Source organism: Xanthomonas sp. NCPPB 1754 (assembly GCF_041475725.2).
Classification (GTDB): domain Bacteria; phylum Pseudomonadota; class Gammaproteobacteria; order Xanthomonadales; family Xanthomonadaceae; genus Xanthomonas; species Xanthomonas euvesicatoria.
The window spans coordinates 263,268-283,479 of sequence record NZ_CM192982.1; the positions used below are offsets into that span (position 1 = coordinate 263,268).

Genomic DNA, 20,212 nt, shown 5'->3' on the forward strand with positions numbered 1-20,212 from the left:
GCTCCTGCCATTGGAAGTGGACAGGATGCCTGTGGCGTATGCGCTGAAGGAAGTCGTGCTGCAGCCAACCATGGCGAACAACGCCGGCGTGCCCGATGCGCCTGACCATGCGCCGCGGTGCCCGGCAACCTGCCGTCGCAACGACCGCACGACCGCCGTACCGACAGCCGGCGCACGTGCCACACCGCCGTCAGGCAGCTGCGACATGCAGGGGCGGTAGAATGCGGGCATGCCCGGATCACTCTTCAATTCTCTCAAGCCGCTCGCCGGCCAGGCCCTGCAGGCAGCGCTCAACCGTGCGCTGGCGCTGGACCCGGATACCCGCGACGCCCTGCTGCCGCTGGAAGGCCAGCGCATCGCGCTGACCCTGGAGGCGCCCGCGCTGGCCCTGCAGATCCGCGTGCACGAGCGCCGGTTGCTGGTCGGCCCGGTCGATCAGGCACAGGAACCTGACCTGGCGGTGCGCAGCAGCCTGGCCGGCTTGCTCGGGCAACTGCCGCTGCTGGCCAACGCACGTCGCGCCGGCGCGCCGGCCGGTCGGCTCAAGGTTTCCGGCGATGCCGAACTGGCGCGCCAGCTGCAGCAACTGGCCGGCCGCTTCGACCCGGATTGGCAGTTGCCGTTCGTTACGGTGTTCGGCGACATCCTGGGCGTGCAGATCGCCGGCGCGGTGCGCGCAGCGCTGCAGCAGGCACGTCGCAGTGCGGTGGATCTGGCGCAGAGCGCGGCCGAATTTGTCACCGAAGAATCGCGCGATGTGGTGCCGCGCGCCGAGCTCGAGGCTTTCCATGACGACGTGGACGAGCTACGCGATGACGTCGAACGGCTGGCCGCGCGCGTGCGCCGCCTGCGTGCGAGCGGAGGCACGGCATGAAGGCGATCCTGCGGGCAAGCCGCATCGGCCGGGTGATCCTGCGCTATCGCCTGGATGCCTTGCTGGAAGGCACCCCGGCCGAGCGCTGGTTGCGTTTGGCCAAGCCCTTCGTGCCGCGTGCCAGCGCCGAAATCGCCGCGCAATCGCGCGGTGCGCGGCTGCGCCTGGCGCTACAGGAACTGGGGCCGATCTTCGTCAAGTTCGGGCAGATTCTGTCCACCCGGCGCGATCTGATTCCGGCCGACGTGGCCGAAGAACTCACCTTGCTGCAGGACCGGGTCAAGCCGTTCGATGGCCAGGCCGCGCGCCTGATCGTCGAAGCCGCACTCGGCCTGCCGGTCAGCGTGGCGTTTGCCAGCTTCGATACCGTGCCGCTGGCCTCGGCGTCGATCGCGCAGGTGCATGCGGCCACGTTGCCGCCCGATGCCAACGGCGTGCGCCGCGAAGTGGTGGTCAAGGTGCTGCGTCCGGACATCGAACGCCAGATCGATGCCGATATCGCGTTGCTGCACTCGCTGGCCACTTTGGTCGAGCGCACCCACCCGCGTGCCGACAAGATCCGTCCGCGTGAAGTGGTGGCCGAGATCGAAGGCACGCTGGCCGCCGAACTGGACCTGCAGCGCGAAGGCGCCAACGCCAGCGTATTGCGCCGGTTCTGGGAAGGCTCGGACGATCTGTACGTGCCGGAAGTGATCTGGTCGCACACCGCCGAGCGCGCGCTCACGCTGGAGCGCGTGTACGGCATTCCATCCGACGACATCGCCAAGCTCGATGCGGCGGGCATCGATCGCAAGGCGCTCGCGGCCAAGGGCGTGCGCGTGTTCTACACCCAGGTATTTCGCGACAACTTCTTCCATGCCGATGCGCACGCCGGCAACATCTGGGTCGATTCGGACCCGGAACGCCGGCTCAACCCGCGCTTCATCGCGCTGGATTTCGGCATCATGGGCCAGCTCTCGCAGGAAGATCAGTACTACCTGGCCGAGAACTTCATGGCGATCTTCCACAAGGATTACCGCCGCATGGCCGAGTTGCACGTGGAGGCCGGCTGGATGCCCAGCAACGTGCGCATCGACGAACTGGAAGCGGCCGCGCGCTCGGTATGCGAGCCGTATTTCACCCGGCCGTTGTCGGAGATTTCGCTGGCGCAGGTGCTGATCAAATTGTTCCGCGTGGCGCAGCGCTATGAGTTGACCCTGCAGCCGCAGCTGATCTTGCTGCAAAAAACGCTGCTCAATATCGAAGGCGTGGGCCGGCAGCTGGACCCCAAGCTGGATATCTGGGCAGTGGCGCGACCGGTGCTCGAACGCATCCTGCGCGAGCGTTACAGCCCGCGCCTCGTGCTGCGCGAACTGGGCAAGCGGTTGCCGGAGATCATGACCCATGCGCCGGACATGCCGCGCCTGGTGCACAGCTGGCTGAAGCAGCAGGTGGAAGGCCGCCATCAGATCGACATCCGCTCGCCCGAACTGCTCGCCCTGGACCTGAGCCTGCGCAAGCTGCAGACCCGCGTGGTGACCGCCATCACCGGCAGCGGGTTACTGGTGGTCGCGGCCGTGCTCTATGGACTGCATCCGGATGGTTGGTACCTGGGTACGGTGCCGGTGTGGAGCTGGATCAGCGGCGGCGCCGGTTCGGCCGCGCTGCTGGTCGCCTGGTTGCGGCGATAGGGGACGACCATGCCCGACGCAACCGATACCTTGGACGCAAGCACACCCGTAGCGGCGATTGCGGCGCTGGATGCGCCACCGCGCACGCAAGAATCCAGCTATCCGCCGGTGTTCGCCGCGCAGATGGGCGGCCGCCAGAAGCGCGCACTGGGCGAGGTGTTCGGGCTGCGCAACTTCGGCGTCAACCTGACCACGCTGGCGCCGGGTGCACGTTCGGCGCTGCGGCACGGGCATTCGCAACAGTACGAGTTCGTCTACATCGTCAGCGGCGCGCCCAGCCTGATCACCAACGCCGGCGAGCAGTTGCTGCAGCCGGGCATGTGCGTTGGCTTCCGCGCCGGCGATGCGCATTGCCTGATCAATCGCAGCCAGGCGGTGGTGACGTACCTGGAAGTGGGCGACCGCAGTGCCGGCGATTGCGTGACCTATCCGGACGATGACCTGATGCTGGTCCCCGTGGCGGACGGGCAGCGCGCGTACCGGCACAAGAACGGCACGCCCTACTGAGCGCGCCGGTGGTGGTCCATCTGTTGGCGTTGCACGATGGCGCAATACACCGCGATACGCGCATCCGTCTGCTGCCCTGACGCTGGCGTGGTTGGGGCAAGTGAGACGTGAAGCAGCCACCCATGCGGCGGGCAGGCATCAGTTGCGTGTGGAGCGCGCAGCAATTGCACCGTACGAGCGGTCCAGGCCGCAGCCATTGCCGTACACGTGGCTGGCGACAGCACGGTCTGTTCGCCGTCGGCAGCGGCGATGCAGTGGCATGCGGTGTCGGCGATGCGGATAATCCGCCGGTGAGCATATCCCCCAAGCATCTGCAGATTCTCTACCAGGACGATGTCCTGGCCGTCGTCGACAAACCCGCCGGCCTGATGGTCCATGACAGCAAGCTGGCGCGTGGGGAGGACGACTTCCTGGCCGACCGTCTGCGCGAGCAGCTGGGCAAGCCGATCTTTCTGGTGCACCGGCTCGACCGCGCCACCAGCGGCTGCCTGCTGCTGGCCTTCGATCGCGACAGCGCCAGTGCGCTGGGCAAGGCCTTGATGGCGGGCGAGGTGGAGAAAGATTATCTCACCGTCTGTCGCGGCTGGCCGGCCGAGGAGCGCTTCATCGTCGACCATGACCTGGACGGCGGGCCGGGCAAGCCGGTCAAGAAGCCGGCCGTGACGCATTTCCAGCGTCTGGCCACCGGCGAGCTGGAGATTCCTTCCACCGGGTTCACCACCTCGCGCTACGCACTGCTGCGCTGTCAGCCGCAGACCGGCCGCTTCCGGCAGATTCGCCGGCATATGAAGCACCTGTCCCATCACATGATCGGCGACACCAGCCACGGCGACGGCCGCCACAACCGCAGTTTCCGCATGCTCGGCATCCACCGCATGTTGCTGCACGCCGAACGCCTGGAATTTCCGCATCCGGGCGGTGGCCGGCGCATCAGCATCACCGCGCCACTGGATGCGGAGTTCACCAAGGCGTGTGTGTTGTTTGGTTGGGACGTGGCGCAGTTGTAGGTGGCGCCACCGCTGTCGCGCGGGAGCGCCCTGATCGTCCTACGGGGGAGGGGCGCCACAGAGGCGGATGAGGGCGCGCGCTCAGCCCGCCTGGTCAACGCGCATGCCACTCTCCGCTAACTCAAAGCCCCAGCAAAGCAAGCTCTGACGATTCCCCATTTCCCATTCCCCGCCTCTCAGGGCTTCTTGGCCGGCGCAGGTTCGTTGACGATCTTCTCCAGGTCCTTCTGCAGGTCGGCAAACAGCGGCAGCATCCTTTGCTGGATGGCGCCCATCAGGTTCTGGGTCAGGGCCGGGGTCTTGTCGAGCAGGCTCTGGCCGGCCGAGCTCTCGTAGAACTCGGCCATGGCCAGCACGTCCTCGCGCGAGAACGAGCGCTTGTAGATATCCACATACATCGGGCGCAGTTCCGACCACGACAGCGCCTTGCGCACGGTCTGGCGGGTGCGTTCCTGGATGCGCTGCAGCTGTGCCTGTTGGTCGGGGTCGAGCTGGCGCTGTGCGGTGAGCTGGGCGAATTGCTGCTGCTGCAGTGCTTCGATCTGCGGCAGCATCGTATCCAGCATGGTCTGCGCGCGCGAGGCGGCCAGCAGGCGGTTGATGTCGGCATCGCTGGGCGCCTGCGCCAATGCCGCCGGGGCAGCCACGGCCAGCAGGGCCGACAGCAGCAGCCGGCACGCAAGGTGGCGCGTGGCAGTGAGCGAATGGGTAGGTGTCATCGGAGCATCCTGCAAACGGGGGACCGGCCGCAGCATACGGGAGCCGGCGTTCGCGCGCGCGTCCACGCCGCTGCCGATACAATCGGCGCACATGGCCAGCGACCCGATCCAGATCACCCCCAGCCTGACGATTCCGCCGAGCGAACTCGTCGAACGCTTCGTGCGTGCCAGCGGCGCCGGCGGGCAGAACGTCAACAAGGTCTCCACCGCGGTGGAGCTGCGTTTCGACGTGGCTGGGTCGCCGTCGCTGCCCGAGCCGCTGCGGGCGCGGCTGCTGTCGCGGCGCGACCGCCGCATGACGGCCGACGGCGTGCTGGTGATCGACGCGCAGCGCTTCCGCACCCAAGACCGCAACCGCGACGATGCGCGCGAGCGGCTGGTCGAAATCATCAGTGCGTGCCTGTCGGTGCCCAAGCGCCGGGTCGCCACCAAACCGAGTCATGGTGCCAAGCTGCGGCGGCTGGATGCCAAGCGGGAACGCAGCCAAATCAAGCGTGGACGCTCTGCGTCCCACTGGGAGTAAGCGTGAGTCAACCCGACCCGTCGTTGCCACCGGTAACACAGGCCAACATCCTGCTGCAGCCATCTCCGCCCCGGATGCCGCGTGCCCATGGCCGCTTCATCCGTTGGCTGGGCCGTACCGCCTTGCGCGTGACCGGCTGGCGCCTGCTCGGGCGGCTGCCCGACGAGCCCAAGCTGGTCATGATCGTGGCCCCGCATTCGTCCAACTGGGACGGCTTTTTGGGCTTTGCGGCCAAGTTCGCGCTGGGTTTTGAAGTGCGCGTGCTGGGCAAGGCGCAGCTGTTCTGGTGGCCGCTGGGCCCGCTGCTGCGCAAGCTCGGCGGCATTCCGCTGGACCGCAGCTCGCCACAGGGCACCATCGGCCAGGCGGTGCGGCTGATCCGTAACTCCGAGCAGATGTGGTACGTGATCACCCCCGAAGGCACGCGCAAGCGGGTGGAGCAATGGAAGGCCGGCTTCTGGAAGATCGCTTCCGATTCCAACGTGCCGATCCTGCCGGTGTATTTCGACTACCCCAGCAAGACGGTGGGCATCGGCGAGCCGTTCTGGACCGGTAACGACATGGCCGCCGATATCGCCGCCATCCGCACCTGGTACCGACCGTGGCGCGGCAAGCATCGCGATACGTTGTGAGTGGCGTGGCGCGCGGTTGAAGGATCGTCGGCGTTGGTTGGTGAACCGGTGCGCCTGTCGTCGAATATGCATTCCATCGAGGCACTTCATGATCGCTAGGTGCGCACGCGCGTTGTGTCTGTCGCTTTCTCTGCTGCTCATCGCCGGCCCGGCGCTGTCGGCCACGCCGATGCTGGTGATCCACGGTGGTGCGGGCGTGGAGAAATCCAGCCTTTCCAAGGACGAGCAGGCGCAGGCGCGCGAGGCGATGCAACGCGCACTGCGCGCCGGGCACGCGGTGTTGAACCGCGGTGGCAGTGCGGTGGATGCAGTGGCCGCCACGATCACCGTGCTGGAGGACGCACCGCAGTTCAATGCGGGGCGTGGTGCGGTGTTTACCCACGACGGCAGGAACGAACTGGACGCGGCCATCATGGACGGCGCCAGCGGCAAGGCCGGCGCGATTGCCGGCGTGCACACGGTCAAGAACCCGATCCAGCTGGCACGCCGCGTGATGGACCACTCCAAGCACGTCATGCTGGTCGGCAACGGCGCCGAGCAATTCGCGCGCGAGCAAGGCGTCGCCCTGGTCGACCCCAGCTATTTCCGCACCGACAAGCGCTGGAAGCAGCTGCAGAAGGCGCTCAAGGCCGAGGCTGGCGATCGGCAGGCGCAGGCGCAGCTGGACCTGGAAACCGCCAAGCATTTCGGCACGGTCGGTGCGCTGGCGCTGGACCGCGACGGCCATCTGGCTGCCGGTACCTCCACCGGCGGCATGACCAACAAGCGCTATGGCCGCGTGGGCGATGCGCCGATCATCGGCGCCGGCACCTATGCCAACAGCCAATGCGCGGTGTCGGGCACCGGCTGGGGCGAGTTCTACATCCGCGCCGTGGCGGCCTACGACATCTGCGCGCGCATGAAATACGCCGGACAATCGCTGCAGCAGGCGGCCGAGACCGTGATCGACCAGCAGATCCCAAAGGCCGGCGGCGACGGCGGCGCCATCGCGCTGGATGCACAGGGCAACCTGGCGTTTCCCTTCAATACCGAGGGCATGTACCGCGGCTGGATCGGTGCCGACGGCACCCCGCATGTGGCGATTTTCAAGGACGAGACGCTGTAGCGCCGCCATCCCCAACCGCGTCCGTCGACCCAATCCAACGGCACATGCCAGCGGGCGCGAAACCCGCTAGCGTGGCCGGCTGCACTACCCACTCAGGAATCACACGCCATGTCGCGTACCGTCGTTCTGGCCGCTGCCATCACCTTGGCACTGGCTGCTTGTTCTGGAAAAGAGCCGTCCGGCCAGGAGTCCACCACCGTGACCGAGAAAACCGCCCCGGCCCCGGCCGCGGATGCTGCATCCAACCCCTTGCTGACTGCCAGCACGCTGCCGTTCCAGGCGCCGCCGTTCGACAAGATCAAGGACGCCGATTACCTGCCGGCGTTCGAAGAAGGCATGCGCCAGCATCTGGCCGACATCCGCAAGATCGCCGATAACCCCCAAGCGCCCACCTTCGACAACACCATCGAAGCGATGGAGCGTGGTGGCGAAACGCTTACGCGCGTGTCGCGCATCTTCTTCGGGCTAGTGCAGGCCGATACCAGCGACGCACGCCAGAAAATCCAGGAAGAGATCGCGCCCAAGCTGGCCGCGCATCAGGACGAGATCAATCTGGACCCCAAACTCTTCGCACGCGTCAAAACCATTTACGACCAGCGCGACACGCTGAATCTGGACCCGGAGCAGAAGCGTCTGGTCGAGCGCGACTACGAAGAGCTGGTACGCGCCGGCGCGCAGCTGTCCGATGCCGACAAGGACAGCCTGCGCAAGCTCAACGTGGAAGAAACCACCCTCTCCACGCAGTTCCATACCCGCCTGGTCGCCGCCTCGGCCGCCGGCGCGGTAGTGGTGGACGACAAGGCCAAGCTCGATGGCCTGAGCGAAGGCGATATCGCCGCCGCGGCCGATGCCGCCAAGGCCCGCAAGCTCGATGGCAAGTATCTGCTCACCCTGCAGAACACCACCCAGCAGCCGGTGCTGGCCTCGCTGAAGGATCGCCAGCTGCGTGCCGAGGTGTTGAAGGCCTCTGAAACGCGCGCAGAAAAGGGCGATGCCAACGACACCCGCCAGACCATCCAGCGCCTGGCGCAGCTGCGCGCGCAAAAGGCCAAGTTGCTGGGCTTCGACAACTACGCCGCCTACAGCCTGGGCGACCAGATGGCCAAGACGCCGGATGCTGCGCTCAAGCTGCTGACCGACACCGTGCCGGCCGCCACCGCCAAGGCGCGCCGCGAAGTGGCCGACATGCAAAAGGTGATCGACGCACAACGTGCTGATGCAAAGACCGGCGATTTCAAGCTCGCCGCGTCCGATTGGGACTTCTACGCCGAGCAGGTGCGCAAGGCCAAGTACGACCTGGACGAGGCGCAGATCAAGCCGTACTTCGAACTGGACAACGTGCTGCAGAACGGCGTCTTCTACGCCGCCACGCAGCTGTACGGCATCACTTTCAAGCAACGCACCGACATCCCGACCTATCACGCGGATATGAAGGTGTATGAGGTGTTCGATGCCGACGGCACTTCCATGGCGCTGTTCTACACCGACTACTTCAAGCGCGACAGCAAGTCCGGTGGCGCGTGGATGGACGTGTTCGTCGAGCAGGATGGCCTTACCGGTGCCAAGCCGGTGGTCTACAACGTGTGCAACTTCACCAAGCCGGCCGCCGGCCAGCCGGCGTTGCTGAGCTTTGACGACGTCACCACCTTGTTCCATGAGTTCGGCCATGCGCTGCACGGCATGTTCTCCAAGGTCAAGTACCCCTCGATTGCCGGCACCAGCACTTCGCGCGACTTCGTGGAATTCCCCTCGCAGTTCAACGAGCACTGGGCGTCCGATCCGAAGGTCTTCGCCCACTACGCCAAGCACTACCAGACCGGCGCGCCGATGCCGGCCGAGCTGGTGGAAAAGATCAAGAAGGCCAAGACCTTCAACAGCGGCTACGCCACCACCGAATACCTGTCGGCGGCGCTGCTGGATCTGGCCTGGCACACCCAGCCGGCCGACGCGCCGCTGCAGGACGTGAGCAAGTTCGAAGCCGACGCCTTGAAGCGCTTCAAGGTGGATCTGGCCGAAGTGCCGCCGCGTTATCGCAGCAGCTACTTCGACCACATCTGGGGCGGCGGTTATTCTGCCGGGTACTACGCGTACTTCTGGTCGGAAGTGCTCGACGACGATGCGTTCGAATGGTTCAAGGAAAACGGCGGCCTGACCCGCAAGAACGGCGACACGTTCCGCGCCAAGATCCTCTCGCGCGGCAACACCGTCGACCTGGCCACGCTGTATCGCGATTTCCGCGGCAAGGACCCCAGCGTCAAGGCGCTGCTGGAAAACCGTGGATTGACCGAGTAAGCGTGTGCTGCGTAGGCGATGTTTGCATGCGAAGGCATGCATGCCTGGCCAGTGCTGAGCAATCAAGACGGGATGGCCACGTGCCATCCCGTTTTTTGTTTGTGCGCATGTACGCGCTACATGACGGTATTGCCACTTTCAGGATCAGCATTCAGTTTTTAACGCACCGTGCCCGGGTACGTGCCACGTCATGCCGGTCGTATCCGCATGCCTGCCGCTGCAGTGCGAGACGCGCAGATCGAGACACGTGGCAGTGGCACTCGCGATGTCGAAGAGACCGACCTTGCCGATCTTTGCGTCGCGCTGTGCACGCGGTCACCAGGGCGTCGACAAGCATGACACGCACCATGGCGTAGCCACACCCGCCACCCACGCCGGCCCCGCAGCCGGCCATTTACGGCGTTGCCACCACTCCATCCGACGCAGTGGCCGCAGCGTCCTGCCGCCACCAACGCACGCGGTTGCCGGGGGCATTCAAGTCCACACGCTCGCCCATGCACGGGGTGATCAGTGCGACACCAGCAGAGTCGGCCAGCGCCACGATCCGGTCCAGCGGCTCCTGCCACGCGTGCATGGCCAGATCGAAGGTGCCGTTGTGGATCGGCAGCAGGCTACGGCCGCCGACGTCGATGAACGCCTGCAAGGTCTGCTCCGGCTGCATATGCACGTGCGGCCACATGTGGTCGTAGGCGCCGTTTTCGATCAATGCGACATCGAACGGCCCGAGCTGCTCGCCGATGGTCTTGAAGTGCGGGCCATAGCCGCCGTCGCCGCTGAAGAACAAACGCAGGTCACCTGACTGGATCACCCAGGAACACCACAGCGTGCGCCCATTGTCGAACAGCCCGCGGCCGGAAAAATGTTGCGACGGGGTGGCGGTGAGCTGCAGGCCGGCAATGCTGATCGACTCCCACCAATCCAGCTGCCGCACCTTGGCCGGGTCCACGCCCCAGCGCACCAGCAGGTCGCCCACGCCCAACGGGGCCACAAACACGCCGACACGGTCGGCCAGCGCACCGATGGTGGCGCGGTCGAGATGGTCGTAGTGGTCATGCGACAGGATCACCCCAGCCAGCGGCGGCAGCGCGTCCAGCGCAATCGGCGGGGCGTGGAAGCGCTTGGGTCCGGCGAACGGCACCGGCGAGGCGCGTTTGGAAAACACCGGGTCGGTCAGCCACAGCCCGCCCGCCAGCTTCATCAGCAGGGTGGAATGGCCTAGCCGGTACAGGCTGCGATCCGGTGCGGCCAGCAGTTGCGCGCGTGTCAGCGGCTGCACCGGCAAGGGCGCGGAGGGCACCGTGGTGCGGGGCTTGCCGAATACCATGGCCCACATCAGGCCGAGCTGCTCGCGCAGGGTCATGACGGTGGTCGGCAACGGCATCGCATTACGGAAGCGGCCAGCGCGAAACTGCGGCGAATCGACATACGGGGAAGGGCGTGGGGAAGCCATAGGAAGTCCGGGCAAGACGTGGGAGAGCAGAAGGACGAGCGATCAGGCAACGGCGATGCAGCAAGCACTGGGTGGACCTGGCGTCAGGATCGGCATGGACGGGCGTACAGGCAGCTTCCTACAGACCAACGGCGGCGGGGTGACAACCGCACAGCGCACCAGCACTGATTACACTACACAGTGTAGTTTTATTTCGTGAAAGTAAACTGCCGGGTGTAAAATCGCCCCATGTCGACCGCATCTTCCCCTCCGGCCACGCCCCAGCGCCTGACCGACCGCAAGCGCAACGCCATCGTGGAGGCCGCCATTGCCCAATTCCGGCAGCACGGCTTCGAAGCGACCAGCATGGACCGCGTGGCCGCCACCGCCGGCGTTTCCAAACGCACGGTCTACAACCACTTCCCCAGCAAGGACGCCTTGTTTGGCGAGATCTTGCGCGGACTGTGGCAACGCAGCGCCGAGGCGGTGAACCTGGCCTATCGGCCCGACCAACCGCTGCACCTGCAGTTGATCGCCCTGCTGCAACAGAAACTGCGGCTGTTGGACGACCCGGCGTTCATCGATCTGTCGCGCGTGGCCATCGCCGAAGGCATCCACTCGCCGGCGCGTGCGCGCGAATTGTTGTCGCAGCTGGGCAGCAAGGAAGAGGGCACCACCACCTGGCTGCGTGCCGCACTGGCCGATGGCCGGCTGGCAGGCGTGGAGCCTGAATTCGCCGCGCAGCAGTTGCAGGCGCTGGTGAAGGGCTTTGCGTTCTGGCCGCAGATCACCATGGGCCAGCCGCCGCTGTCGCCGCAGCAACAGACGCAGGTGGCCGAATCGGCGGTGGCGATGTTCCTGGGGCTGTACGCGCGCAAATAAGCGCGGGCAGCCCGTTCATTTGCTAACAAGGCGTAGCGAGTATTCGTCAGGTGAGCGCAGCCGGCGCACTCACAGACGCAGCGGACGAGTGGGACGTGCCCCGATTTCGCGCACCGGCCGCGCCGCCTGGCGGCGCGCGCAGCCGTTTTGGCAGCTGCGCTTAGTCTTTCGACCACACTGCCAAGGGATAGCCGTGCGGGTCGGCAAAGTGAAAACGGCGCCCGCCCGGGAACGCGAACACCGGTTGGGTGATGCGTCCACCTGCCGCTTCGATACGCGCCTGGCTGCGCGCCAGATCATCGGAGGCGAGCACCACCAGCGCGCCACCCGGCTGCGGCGTGCCATGGAAGAAACCGCCGCTCAGGCGGCCGTCGCGGAATTCGCAGTAGTCAGGGCCGTAGTCCTGAAATGTCCAGCCGAAGGCCTGCCCGTAAAAGGCTTTGGCGACGGCGATCGAGTCGACGGCAAATTCCAGATAATCGATGCGGTGCTGCGTGGTGTCGGTCATGGCGTGCTCCTGAGCGAGTGCACAGCATGCAGATGGCGCACGCGCGTGGCTTGGCGAAAACGGCCAACTCAGCGTGCATGCTGCTGCACCAGTGCGCGCGGACTCAGCCCTGTGAGTTGACGTGCATCGCGCACCAGATGCGGCGCATCGCCGTAGCCTGCATGCAGCGCGGCCTCGGTCAAGTTGCGGTGCCTTCGCACGATCCGAAGGAAGCGCTGCAGGCGCAAGACGCGCTCCAGCGTCTTGCTGCCATAGCCGAACGCGTCCTGACAGCGGCGGCGCAGCGAGCGCTCGCTGATTCCCAACGCGTCGGTCAACGCGCTTAGCCGGGTCGGCGCGCCGACGGTCAGTTGTTCGAACAGCCAAGCCATCTGCGGATCGCGCGCTGCGGCGTGCTGTTGGCACAGTGCCTGCAAGGTCTGTAACGGGTCGGCGCCGTCTTCCAGGCGATGCTGCCATGTGCGGCCCCGCTCGCCCCACAGCGTTTCCAGCGCAACGCGTTGGTCGGCAATGGCGTGTAACGGCAGCTGCGGCAGACCGGCTGCCACGCCCGCTGCCAGACGGACACCGGTCAACGTCGTGCCTGCCGCCACCGATGCGGGATTGGCAATGCGATCCGGCCCGGCGACGAATACTTCGCTGCCATTCCAGATCAGATCGACGCTGCCATCGGGCAACACCAGCACCGGTTGCGGCGCGTGACTGCCCTGGCGAAATTGCCAGCTGCACTGCAGCTGCGCGCGTAACGCAGGCGGTGCCGCGCTTTCGGCATAACACGGCTCAGCTGGGTCGGACATGACGGCACTCTGCGTAAGAGTGGATGCGGGCGCGTGCAGTGCCGCAACGTGGAGCGCGCCATGATTCAATGGCATGCACTGCACGGCAGCCCAGTTGCATGCACGGTATCGGGCCTGACGCGGCACCGCAGCACCATCGCGCCCTCATCCGTGAGGTGAATTGCTTGCGGCCAGCGCATCGGCTGCTGCATGACGTTTGCGCTGGAACCAGGCCACCATCGGCGAGGCCATGACCGTGGTCACCAGCGTCATGCCGAACAACAGCGTAAACAGATCCGGCCCGATCACGCCGCTATCCAGGCCGATCTTGATCACCACCAACTCCATCAGCCCGCGTGCGTTCATCAGCGAGCCCACGGTGAGACTGTCGCGCCAGTGATGGCCGCTCAGGCGCGCACCCAGCGTGCAGCCGAGCAACTTGCCGCCCACCGCCACCCCGATCACCAGCACAAGTCCGCTCAGGCCGGCGCCGGCGAATGCACCAGGGCTGGTGGCTTGACCGGCAACCGCAAACAGCACCGGCATCAGCAGGGTGATGGCCAGCGGCTCGATACGCCCGGCCAGATGTTCCAGCAGGCGGTCATCGCGCGGCAGGCAAATGCCGAACAGGAATGCACCGAAGATCGCATGCAGCCCGATCCACTCCGCCAGCGCGGCGCACGCCAGCAGACCGATCAAGACCCATACCAGCGCGCTCGGTGCATACCGGCCGTCATGCGCATGTGGCCGCAGCACGCGCGCATAGGCAGGCCTGAGCACACCGAACACGGCGGCGATCAAGACCAACGCACCGATGGCCGTGAACGCCACGCCGCCATGCGCGTTGTTGCCGGTCAGGGTCAGCACGATCGCCAGGAAGATCCATACCGTGGCGTCGTCGATCACGGCCGCGCCCAGCGCCAGGCGGCCGGCGGGCGTCCGCGTCATGTTGCGGTCCTTGAGGATGCGCGCCAGCACCGGAAATGCCGTTACCGACATCGCCGCGGCAATGAACAGCGCGAATGGCCAGAAGCTGACGCCTTGCGGTGCGAAGCGCGGGAACAGCCACGGCGCGGCAGCCAGTCCGAGCAGCAGCGGCAACACGATGCCGGACACGCCCACCAGGATCGAGGCGCGCACTTGCGCCTTGGTGCCTTCCGGCGCACGCAATTCGACACCGACCACGAACATGAAAAGCACCACGCCCATCGTGGCCAGGCCGGACAGCGGCGGCAGGCTTCTGGCGGCGAACAACGCCATGTGCAGGTCGGGCAGCCAGGCACCGAATGCGATCGGACCGAGCAACAACCCGGCCGCCATTTCGCCGATGACCGGCGGCTGCCCAATGCGTTGCAACAACGCACCGCACAGGCGCGCAGCGCCCAGGATCACTGCCAACTGCACCAGCAACAACGTGGTCGGATTCATCGCGTGAGCATTCCAGTGGTTGAGTCGGCTCAGCCGCGCGTCCTGCAGGGCATCGGCAAGTTCCCCCCCAACCGACGACACGGCGATGCGCGGCATGCCGGCGCTTAGTGTATGCATGGCGACGCGCTGCGATCAGGTTGGCGATCAACGCGCGCAGGCAATGCGTCCTGACGTAAGGGATAGATGGTCGAATGCAGGTCACGCATCTTGTCGCGTTCGCTCGCATTGCTGCAGGGCACACACGTTTGGCGCGCTTGATCCAGCATCTTCCGGCGGATGTGCGTGATGGATGGCGCGACGCGTGCTCGCATGGCCGCGATGCCAGACGATGACGCCGGGCCATCGCGAACGACTCAACGCTCCGAATCGCCGCTCTCGTCATAGCCACGCGGCGTGAACAGATCCGGCTGAATCAGCTCGATAAACGCGCGTGCTTGCGGCAACAGATACTTGCCCTTGCGCACCACCACGCCGTAGCTGCGGGTCGGGAAAAAATCCTTCAGCGAGCGCGTGGCCAGCTTGTCGCGGTCGGCATCGGTGAGGCAGATCGCGGTGACGATGGAAATACCCATGCCCATCGCCACGTATTGCTTGATCACCTCCCAGCCGCCCACCTCCAGTGCCACGGTGTAGGGCACGCGCGCCTGCTGAAAGACCAGATCGACCAGGCGGTAGGTCACCTGCCGGCGCGGCGGCAGGATCAATGGATATGGCGACAGATCCTGCAGCGAGACCTCGGCCTTGCCGGCCAATGGATGATCGGGCGGGGTGATCAGCAATTGCTCGAAACGGTAGACCGGCGCGTAGTTGAGGTCGGCCGGCACATCCAGCATCGAGCCAACCGCCAGATCCACTTCATCTTCGCGCAGCAGGTCGGTGCCATCGGCGCTGATGGCGTTGTGCAGGGTCAGCCGCACGTCCGGGTGGCGCGCGCGGAAGTTGGCCACGATGCGCGGCAGCAGGTACAGGATGGTGGAACTGTTGGCGGCGATATTGAGCTCGCCGGCATCCAGCCCGCGCACCTTTTCGCGAAAGCTCGCTTCCAGCCCATCCAGGCTTTCCACCAGCGGTTGCGCCATGTCGTACAGCAACTGGCCTTCGCGGCTGGGTGCCATGCGTCGACCGGAGCGTTCGAACAACGGCACGCCCAGATCACGCTCCAGTGCCTGCAGCTGCAGGGTCACGGCCGGCTGGCTGACATAGAGCGCCTCAGCGGCCCGTGAGACAGAGCCCAGCCGCACTGTCTGGCAGAATGCGCGCAGCGGCTTGAGGCGATCAGATTTGTAGGAAAATCGCGGGGTTGGCGCCATGAGCGTGCGTTGCGCTGGTCTAATATAAGTCGAGCTTATTTACAGCATTGATAAAACTGCTTTGTCAAATAATTGTATCGGGCGCACGGTGCAGGTCCGGATGCACAAGGACCCCCACATGGCTGCCACCGCGTTTGCTGCCCGTCCCACCGACCACGCCACGCCCGGCATTGCGCTGACCACCCAGATCGCCGGCCAGGCAGAACTGCTGCCGGCCGCCGCGCTGGCCCTGCTGGTTTCGCTGCACCGGGCGATCGAGCCCGGCCGCCAGCAGCGTCTGGCCCAGCGGCGCCAGCGCCAGGCCACTTTCGATGCCGGTCAGCTGCCGGACTTCCGTACCGATACCCAGGCCATCCGTGCCGGCGATTGGCGTGTGGCTCCCCTGCCGGCGGCACTGCTGGACCGCCGTGTCGAAATCACCGGCCCGACCGACCCGAAGATGGTCATCAATGCGCTGAACTCCGGCGCCAAGGTGTTCATGGCCGACTTCGAAGATTCCACCGCGCCGACCTGGCGCAACCTGCTGGCCGGCCAGCGCACCCTGGCTGCGGCGGTGCGCGGTGACCTCAGCTTCGATGCGCCCAACGGCAAGCACTACGCCCTGCGCCCGGAGGCCGAACGTGCAGTGCTGATCGTGCGCCCGCGCGGCTGGCACCTGGACGAAAAGCACGTGTTGATCGACGGCCAGCCGTTGGCCGGCGGCCTGTTCGATGCGGCGCTATTTGCCTTCCACAATGGCCGTGCGTTGCTGGCCAAGGACCGCGGCCCGTACCTGTACCTGCCCAAGCTGCAGAGCATGGAAGAAGCCGCACTGTGGGACACCGCGCTGGCGCATATCGAAGCGATGCTGGGCCTGCCGCATGGGCAGATCAAGGTCACCGTGCTGATCGAAACGCTGCCGGCGGTGTTCGAGATGGACGAAATTCTCCATGCGCTGCGCGAGCGCATCGTGGGCCTGAACTGCGGGCGTTGGGACTATATCTTTTCCTACCTGAAAACCTTTCGGGCGCACCGCGACCGCGTGCTGCCCGAACGCGGCCAGGTCACCATGACCCAGCCATTTTTGAAGGCCTATTCGGAGCTGCTGATCAAGACCTGCCACCGCCGCGGTGCGCATGCGATGGGCGGTATGGCCGCGCAGATTCCGATCAACCACGATGAAGCCGCCAACGAACAGGCCATGGCCCGCGTGCGTGCCGACAAGTTGCGCGAAGTGACCGCCGGCCACGATGGCACCTGGGTGGCGCATCCGGCGCTGATTCCGGTGGCGATGAAACTGTTCGACGAACACATGCCCACCGCGCATCAGCAGCATGTAGTGCGCAATGACGTGCAGGTGACGCGCGACATGTTGATCGCGCCCTCGCCGGGCAATGTCACCCGCGCCGGGTTCGAAGGCAATGTCGAAGTGTGCGTGCGCTATCTGGCGGCCTGGCTGGACGGCAATGGCTGCGTTCCGATCCACCACCTGATGGAAGACGCCGCCACGGCCGAAATCAGCCGCGCGCAGCTGTGGCAATGGTTGCATCACGGCCAGCACCTGGACGATGGCACCGCCATCGATCAACACCTGCTGCAGGCCACCTTGCGCGCACTGCCTGCACGGCTGGGAACCGCCACCGCGCTGCCCGGCGCTGCACGGATCGATGAAGCGATCGCCTTGCTCGAAGAGTTGAGCCGCGCCGACGAACTGGCGGACTTCCTTACCGTACCGGCGTACCGCCTGATCGATTGATTTCACCCTGCGGCGACGCCTGCCACCGGCGTCGCGCAGTTTCCACTTCAACGCATTCCAACGCCCGTTGCGCACACGCGCTCAACGACGGCCTTGCCATGCCGCATGCCCACCATTCTTCCTCGTTCCATCCGTCGTACCTCTCAGGAGAACGCAAGATGAGCACTACACTGCAAAGCGCCGAACAACTGCAGCAGGACTGGGCCAACAACCCGCGCTGGAGCGGCATCACCCGCAATTACAGCGCTGCCGATGTGGTGCGCCTGCGCGGCACCGTGCATGTCGAGCATTCGCTGGCGCGGTTGGGCGCGGAAAAATTGTGGGCCTCATTGCATGCCACGCCGTTCGTCAATGCGCTGGGCGCATTGACCGGCAACCAGGCCATGCAGCAGGTCAAGGCCGGCTTGAAGGCGATTTACCTGAGCGGCTGGCAGGTTGCCGCCGACGCCAATCTGGCCGGGCAGATGTATCCGGACCAATCGCTGTACCCGGCCGATTCGGTGCCGGCGGTGGTCAAGCGCATCAACAACACCTTGCTGCGCGCCGACCAGTTGCATCACGCCGAAGGCAACGATGCCATCGACTTCCTGCAGCCGATCGTGGCCGACGCCGAAGCCGGCTTCGGTGGCGTGCTCAACGCCTTCGAACTGATGAAGGCGATGATCGAAGCCGGCGCGGCTGGCGTGCATTTCGAAGACCAACTGGCCTCGGTCAAGAAGTGCGGCCACATGGGCGGCAAGGTGCTGGTGCCCACGCGTGAGGCGATCGAAAAATTGAATGCCGCGCGCCTGGCTGCCGACGTGCTGGGCGTGCCGACGGTACTGATTGCACGCACCGACGCCGAAGCCGCCGACCTGATCACCAGTGACGTGGATGCCAACGACCAACCGTTCACCACCGGGCAGCGCACGGTCGAAGGCTTCTTCAAGACCCGCAATGGCCTGGATCAGGCGATCAGCCGCGGCTTGGCCTATGCCCCGTACGCCGACCTGATCTGGTGCGAAACCGGCAAGCCGGACCTGGAATTTGCGCGTGCGTTTGCGCAGGCCATCCATGCCAGGTTCCCCGGCAAATTGCTGGCCTACAACTGCTCGCCGAGTTTCAATTGGAAGAAGAATCTGGACGATGCCACCATCGCCAAATTCCAGGCCGAACTGGCGAGCTATGGCTACAAGTTCCAGTTCATCACCCTGGCTGGCTTCCACGCCTTGAACTACGGCATGTTCCATCTGGCGCACGGCTATGCGCGCCGGCAGATGAGTGCGTTCGTCGAATTGCAGCAGGCCGAGTTCGAGGCGGCGGAGAGGGGATTTACCGCAGTCAAGCACCAGCGCGAAGTAGGCACCGGTTATTTCGATGCAGTGACGCAGGCGATCCAGCAGGGGCAATCGTCCACCACCGCCTTGCGTGGCTCCACCGAAGAAGCGCAATTCCATAGCGACAAGGCGGCCTGATGGCTGGCGGCACCTCAAACGGCAGCGGCTGTACATGAGGCAATGCAGTGCAGCGACACCTGGCGCTGAGTTGATGCAGCTGTTGCTACAGCAATAGCCGACCAAGGCAGATTCAACCGGCGCCACATTGCGCCACCCTGGGAGGGGGAAGGGCTCGGAGAACCGAGCCCTTTTTTTACGTCCGATACCCGTCAATTCGTCTCTTTCTTGGTGAGAAATAGTGTGATCTGGTGCTGAACAAGGGGGTCCTGTAGGATTTGTCCATGGGCTAATGGTGCAGGCTGGCCTAAGGGAAAACCGATGACGTGCCACAACACCGCAGGCGCACTCGAGCCGACAGGGAACGTTGCCAAAACGGTCCCCGATGGGCTGCATGCGCTGATGACTGCCGAGGAACTGGCGTTTTTCGCCCGTTTCGGCCGTTCGCGCGAGGTGTCCGCGGGCCAGTCGCTGTTCGAGCGCGGTGCGGTGGGCACGCAGATGTACATCGTTGTCAGCGGCCAGATCGACCTGGATTTCGGCGAGGACCTGATGCTCAAGCATCTGGGCCCGGGAGAATTCTTCGGCGAGCTCGGCCTGCTGATCGGCGATCACGCGCGCAGCGCCGGCGCCAGCGCCTCCACCGACAGCCGTCTGATCGAGCTGGCACACGAGGATTTCCAGCGTCTGGTCGACCAGGACCCCTCGATGGTGGCGCACTTCCTGCGCCGCTCCATCGTGCGGGTGGTCAACAACGAACAATTGCTGATCCGCCAGCTGCGCCGCCGCAACCACGATCTGGAAGCGGCGCTGGACAACCTCTACGTCACCTCGCACCAGCTCAACCACACCGAAGAACTGAGCCGGACCGACGAGCTCACCGGCCTGCACAACCGGCGCGGGCTGGCGTTGCATCTGCAGGAATGCCGGCGGGCCGGCCACATGCCGGGTGTGGGCCTGATCCTGATCGACTGCGACCGTTTCAAGCGCATCAACGACGAGTTCGGTCACCTGGCAGGCGACCGCGTGCTGCAGAACGTGGCCCATGCCCTGCGTTCGGTGATCGCCGAAGGCGACCTGGCCTGCCGTCTCGGCGGCGATGAATTCTGCGTGCTCGTCGCGCAAGGCACCAGCGAGCTGGTGCACCACATCGGCGAATGCATCGTGCGCGCGGTGGAAGCGCGGCTGTGCAACGGCCAGGGCGAACAAGGCTGCTCGGTCAGCGTAGGCTCGTGCATGATCGACGCGGACGCGGCCTGGAACGACTGGTACACGCTCGCCGACAGCGCCTTGTACGAGGCCAAGCGGCAGGGCGGCAATGTGCTGTGCATGCAGGAGACGCTGGCCCTGGATCAACCGCCTGCCACCGGTCACCGCTGAGC

The 20,212-nt window shown here is 65.5% G+C and carries 18 protein-coding genes, 1 other RNA gene and 1 pseudogene; 13 read left to right on the forward strand and 7 right to left on the reverse strand.

Annotation, left to right across the window (positions count from 1 at the left end; translation table 11 throughout):
* The first annotated feature begins 229 nt into the window (after nt 1-229).
* The 4 genes from ACCQ15_RS01150 (at nt 230) to ACCQ15_RS01165 (ending at nt 4,058) form a co-directional block, all read left to right on the forward strand.
* Nucleotides 230-874 (forward strand): ubiquinone biosynthesis accessory factor UbiJ, encoded by a 645-nt coding sequence (locus ACCQ15_RS01150; RefSeq protein WP_011345960.1) that lies wholly within the window; start codon nt 230-232, stop codon nt 872-874.
* On the forward strand, nt 871-2,544 hold the full coding sequence (gene ubiB, locus ACCQ15_RS01155) for a ubiquinone biosynthesis regulatory protein kinase UbiB (RefSeq protein ID WP_372381110.1): 1,674 nt from the start codon (nt 871-873) through the stop codon (nt 2,542-2,544). The genes ACCQ15_RS01150 and ubiB overlap by 4 nt, the downstream gene beginning before the upstream one ends.
* A 9-nt stretch (nt 2,545-2,553) precedes the next feature.
* Nucleotides 2,554-3,051, forward strand: coding sequence for a cupin domain-containing protein (locus tag ACCQ15_RS01160; RefSeq protein ID WP_372381111.1), 498 nt, complete (start codon nt 2,554-2,556; stop codon nt 3,049-3,051).
* A 254-nt stretch (nt 3,052-3,305) separates the two neighbouring features.
* Complete coding sequence (locus tag ACCQ15_RS01165) at nt 3,306-4,058, forward strand: pseudouridine synthase (protein ID WP_372381526.1); 753 nt, start codon at nt 3,306-3,308, stop codon at nt 4,056-4,058.
* Nucleotides 4,059-4,234: 176 nt separating this feature from the next.
* On the opposite strand, the gene ACCQ15_RS01170 is transcribed toward ACCQ15_RS01165, so the two are convergent.
* Complete coding sequence (locus ACCQ15_RS01170; RefSeq protein ID WP_057681362.1) at nt 4,235-4,813, reverse strand: DUF2059 domain-containing protein; 579 nt, start codon at nt 4,811-4,813, stop codon at nt 4,235-4,237.
* Between the two features lie 55 nt (nt 4,814-4,868).
* Here ACCQ15_RS01170 and arfB point away from each other — a divergent pair, with 55 nt between their 5' ends.
* The 4 genes from arfB to dcp all read left to right on the forward strand — a co-directional run bounded on the left by arfB (nt 4,869) and on the right by dcp (nt 9,329).
* The gene (arfB, locus tag ACCQ15_RS01175) at nt 4,869-5,300 is read left to right on the forward strand and encodes an alternative ribosome rescue aminoacyl-tRNA hydrolase ArfB (RefSeq protein WP_005912264.1); all 432 of its coding nucleotides are present in this window, start codon (nt 4,869-4,871) and stop codon (nt 5,298-5,300) included.
* A 2-nt stretch (nt 5,301-5,302) separates the two neighbouring features.
* Entirely contained in the window at nt 5,303-5,932 is a 630-nt protein-coding gene (locus ACCQ15_RS01180; protein WP_011345965.1) for a lysophosphatidylcholine acyltransferase, read from the forward strand.
* An 88-nt stretch (nt 5,933-6,020) separates the two neighbouring features.
* Nucleotides 6,021-7,037 carry an isoaspartyl peptidase/L-asparaginase family protein gene (locus ACCQ15_RS01185; RefSeq protein WP_218489007.1) on the forward strand — a complete coding sequence of 339 codons (1,017 nt, stop codon included), beginning with the start codon at nt 6,021-6,023 and terminating at the stop codon, nt 7,035-7,037.
* 108 nt (nt 7,038-7,145) lie between these two features.
* The gene (gene dcp, locus ACCQ15_RS01190) at nt 7,146-9,329 is read left to right on the forward strand and encodes a peptidyl-dipeptidase Dcp (RefSeq protein WP_372381112.1); all 2,184 of its coding nucleotides are present in this window, start codon (nt 7,146-7,148) and stop codon (nt 9,327-9,329) included.
* 394 nt (nt 9,330-9,723) lie between these two features.
* On the opposite strand, the gene ACCQ15_RS01195 is transcribed toward dcp, so the two are convergent.
* Nucleotides 9,724-10,779, reverse strand: coding sequence for an MBL fold metallo-hydrolase (locus ACCQ15_RS01195; protein WP_372381113.1), 1,056 nt, complete (start codon nt 10,777-10,779; stop codon nt 9,724-9,726).
* On the opposite strand from ACCQ15_RS01195, the pseudogene ACCQ15_RS01200 reads away from it, so the two are divergent.
* Both ACCQ15_RS01200 and ACCQ15_RS01205 read left to right on the forward strand, forming a co-directional pair.
* Nucleotides 10,778-10,998: pseudogene (locus ACCQ15_RS01200) on the forward strand (hypothetical protein). The gene ACCQ15_RS01195 and the pseudogene ACCQ15_RS01200 sit on opposite strands and share 2 nt — an antisense overlap.
* A gap of 9 nt (nt 10,999-11,007) precedes the next feature.
* The gene (locus tag ACCQ15_RS01205) at nt 11,008-11,640 is read left to right on the forward strand and encodes a TetR/AcrR family transcriptional regulator (protein WP_014089023.1); all 633 of its coding nucleotides are present in this window, start codon (nt 11,008-11,010) and stop codon (nt 11,638-11,640) included.
* A gap of 20 nt (nt 11,641-11,660) precedes the next feature.
* On the opposite strand, the gene ACCQ15_RS01210 is transcribed toward ACCQ15_RS01205, so the two are convergent.
* From ACCQ15_RS01210 to ACCQ15_RS01230, 5 genes are all read right to left on the reverse strand, one after another.
* A non-coding RNA gene (locus ACCQ15_RS01210) (sX9 sRNA) lies at nt 11,661-11,737 on the reverse strand.
* Between the two features lie 63 nt (nt 11,738-11,800).
* The gene (locus ACCQ15_RS01215) at nt 11,801-12,148 is read right to left on the reverse strand and encodes a VOC family protein (RefSeq protein ID WP_011345970.1); all 348 of its coding nucleotides are present in this window, start codon (nt 12,146-12,148) and stop codon (nt 11,801-11,803) included.
* 68 nt (nt 12,149-12,216) lie between these two features.
* Nucleotides 12,217-12,945, reverse strand: a complete 729-nt coding sequence (locus ACCQ15_RS01220; protein ID WP_372381114.1) for a helix-turn-helix transcriptional regulator — start codon at nt 12,943-12,945, stop codon at nt 12,217-12,219.
* A 144-nt stretch (nt 12,946-13,089) separates the two neighbouring features.
* Nucleotides 13,090-14,352 carry a cation:proton antiporter gene (locus tag ACCQ15_RS01225; RefSeq protein ID WP_031420693.1) on the reverse strand — a complete coding sequence of 421 codons (1,263 nt, stop codon included), beginning with the start codon at nt 14,350-14,352 and terminating at the stop codon, nt 13,090-13,092.
* A 353-nt stretch (nt 14,353-14,705) separates the two neighbouring features.
* On the reverse strand, nt 14,706-15,662 hold the full coding sequence (locus ACCQ15_RS01230; RefSeq protein ID WP_372381115.1) for a LysR family transcriptional regulator: 957 nt from the start codon (nt 15,660-15,662) through the stop codon (nt 14,706-14,708).
* A gap of 118 nt (nt 15,663-15,780) precedes the next feature.
* Between ACCQ15_RS01230 and aceB the strand changes: the two genes are divergently transcribed.
* The 3 genes from aceB to ACCQ15_RS01245 all read left to right on the forward strand — a co-directional run bounded on the left by aceB (nt 15,781) and on the right by ACCQ15_RS01245 (nt 20,210).
* Nucleotides 15,781-17,397, forward strand: coding sequence for a malate synthase A (aceB, locus tag ACCQ15_RS01235; RefSeq protein ID WP_372381116.1), 1,617 nt, complete (start codon nt 15,781-15,783; stop codon nt 17,395-17,397).
* Nucleotides 17,398-17,555: 158 nt separating this feature from the next.
* Nucleotides 17,556-18,851 (forward strand): isocitrate lyase, encoded by a 1,296-nt coding sequence (gene aceA, locus ACCQ15_RS01240; RefSeq protein WP_372381117.1) that lies wholly within the window; start codon nt 17,556-17,558, stop codon nt 18,849-18,851.
* A gap of 300 nt (nt 18,852-19,151) precedes the next feature.
* Nucleotides 19,152-20,210, forward strand: a complete 1,059-nt coding sequence (locus ACCQ15_RS01245; protein WP_008572249.1) for a GGDEF domain-containing protein — start codon at nt 19,152-19,154, stop codon at nt 20,208-20,210.
* The last annotated feature ends 2 nt before the right edge of the window (nt 20,211-20,212 follow it).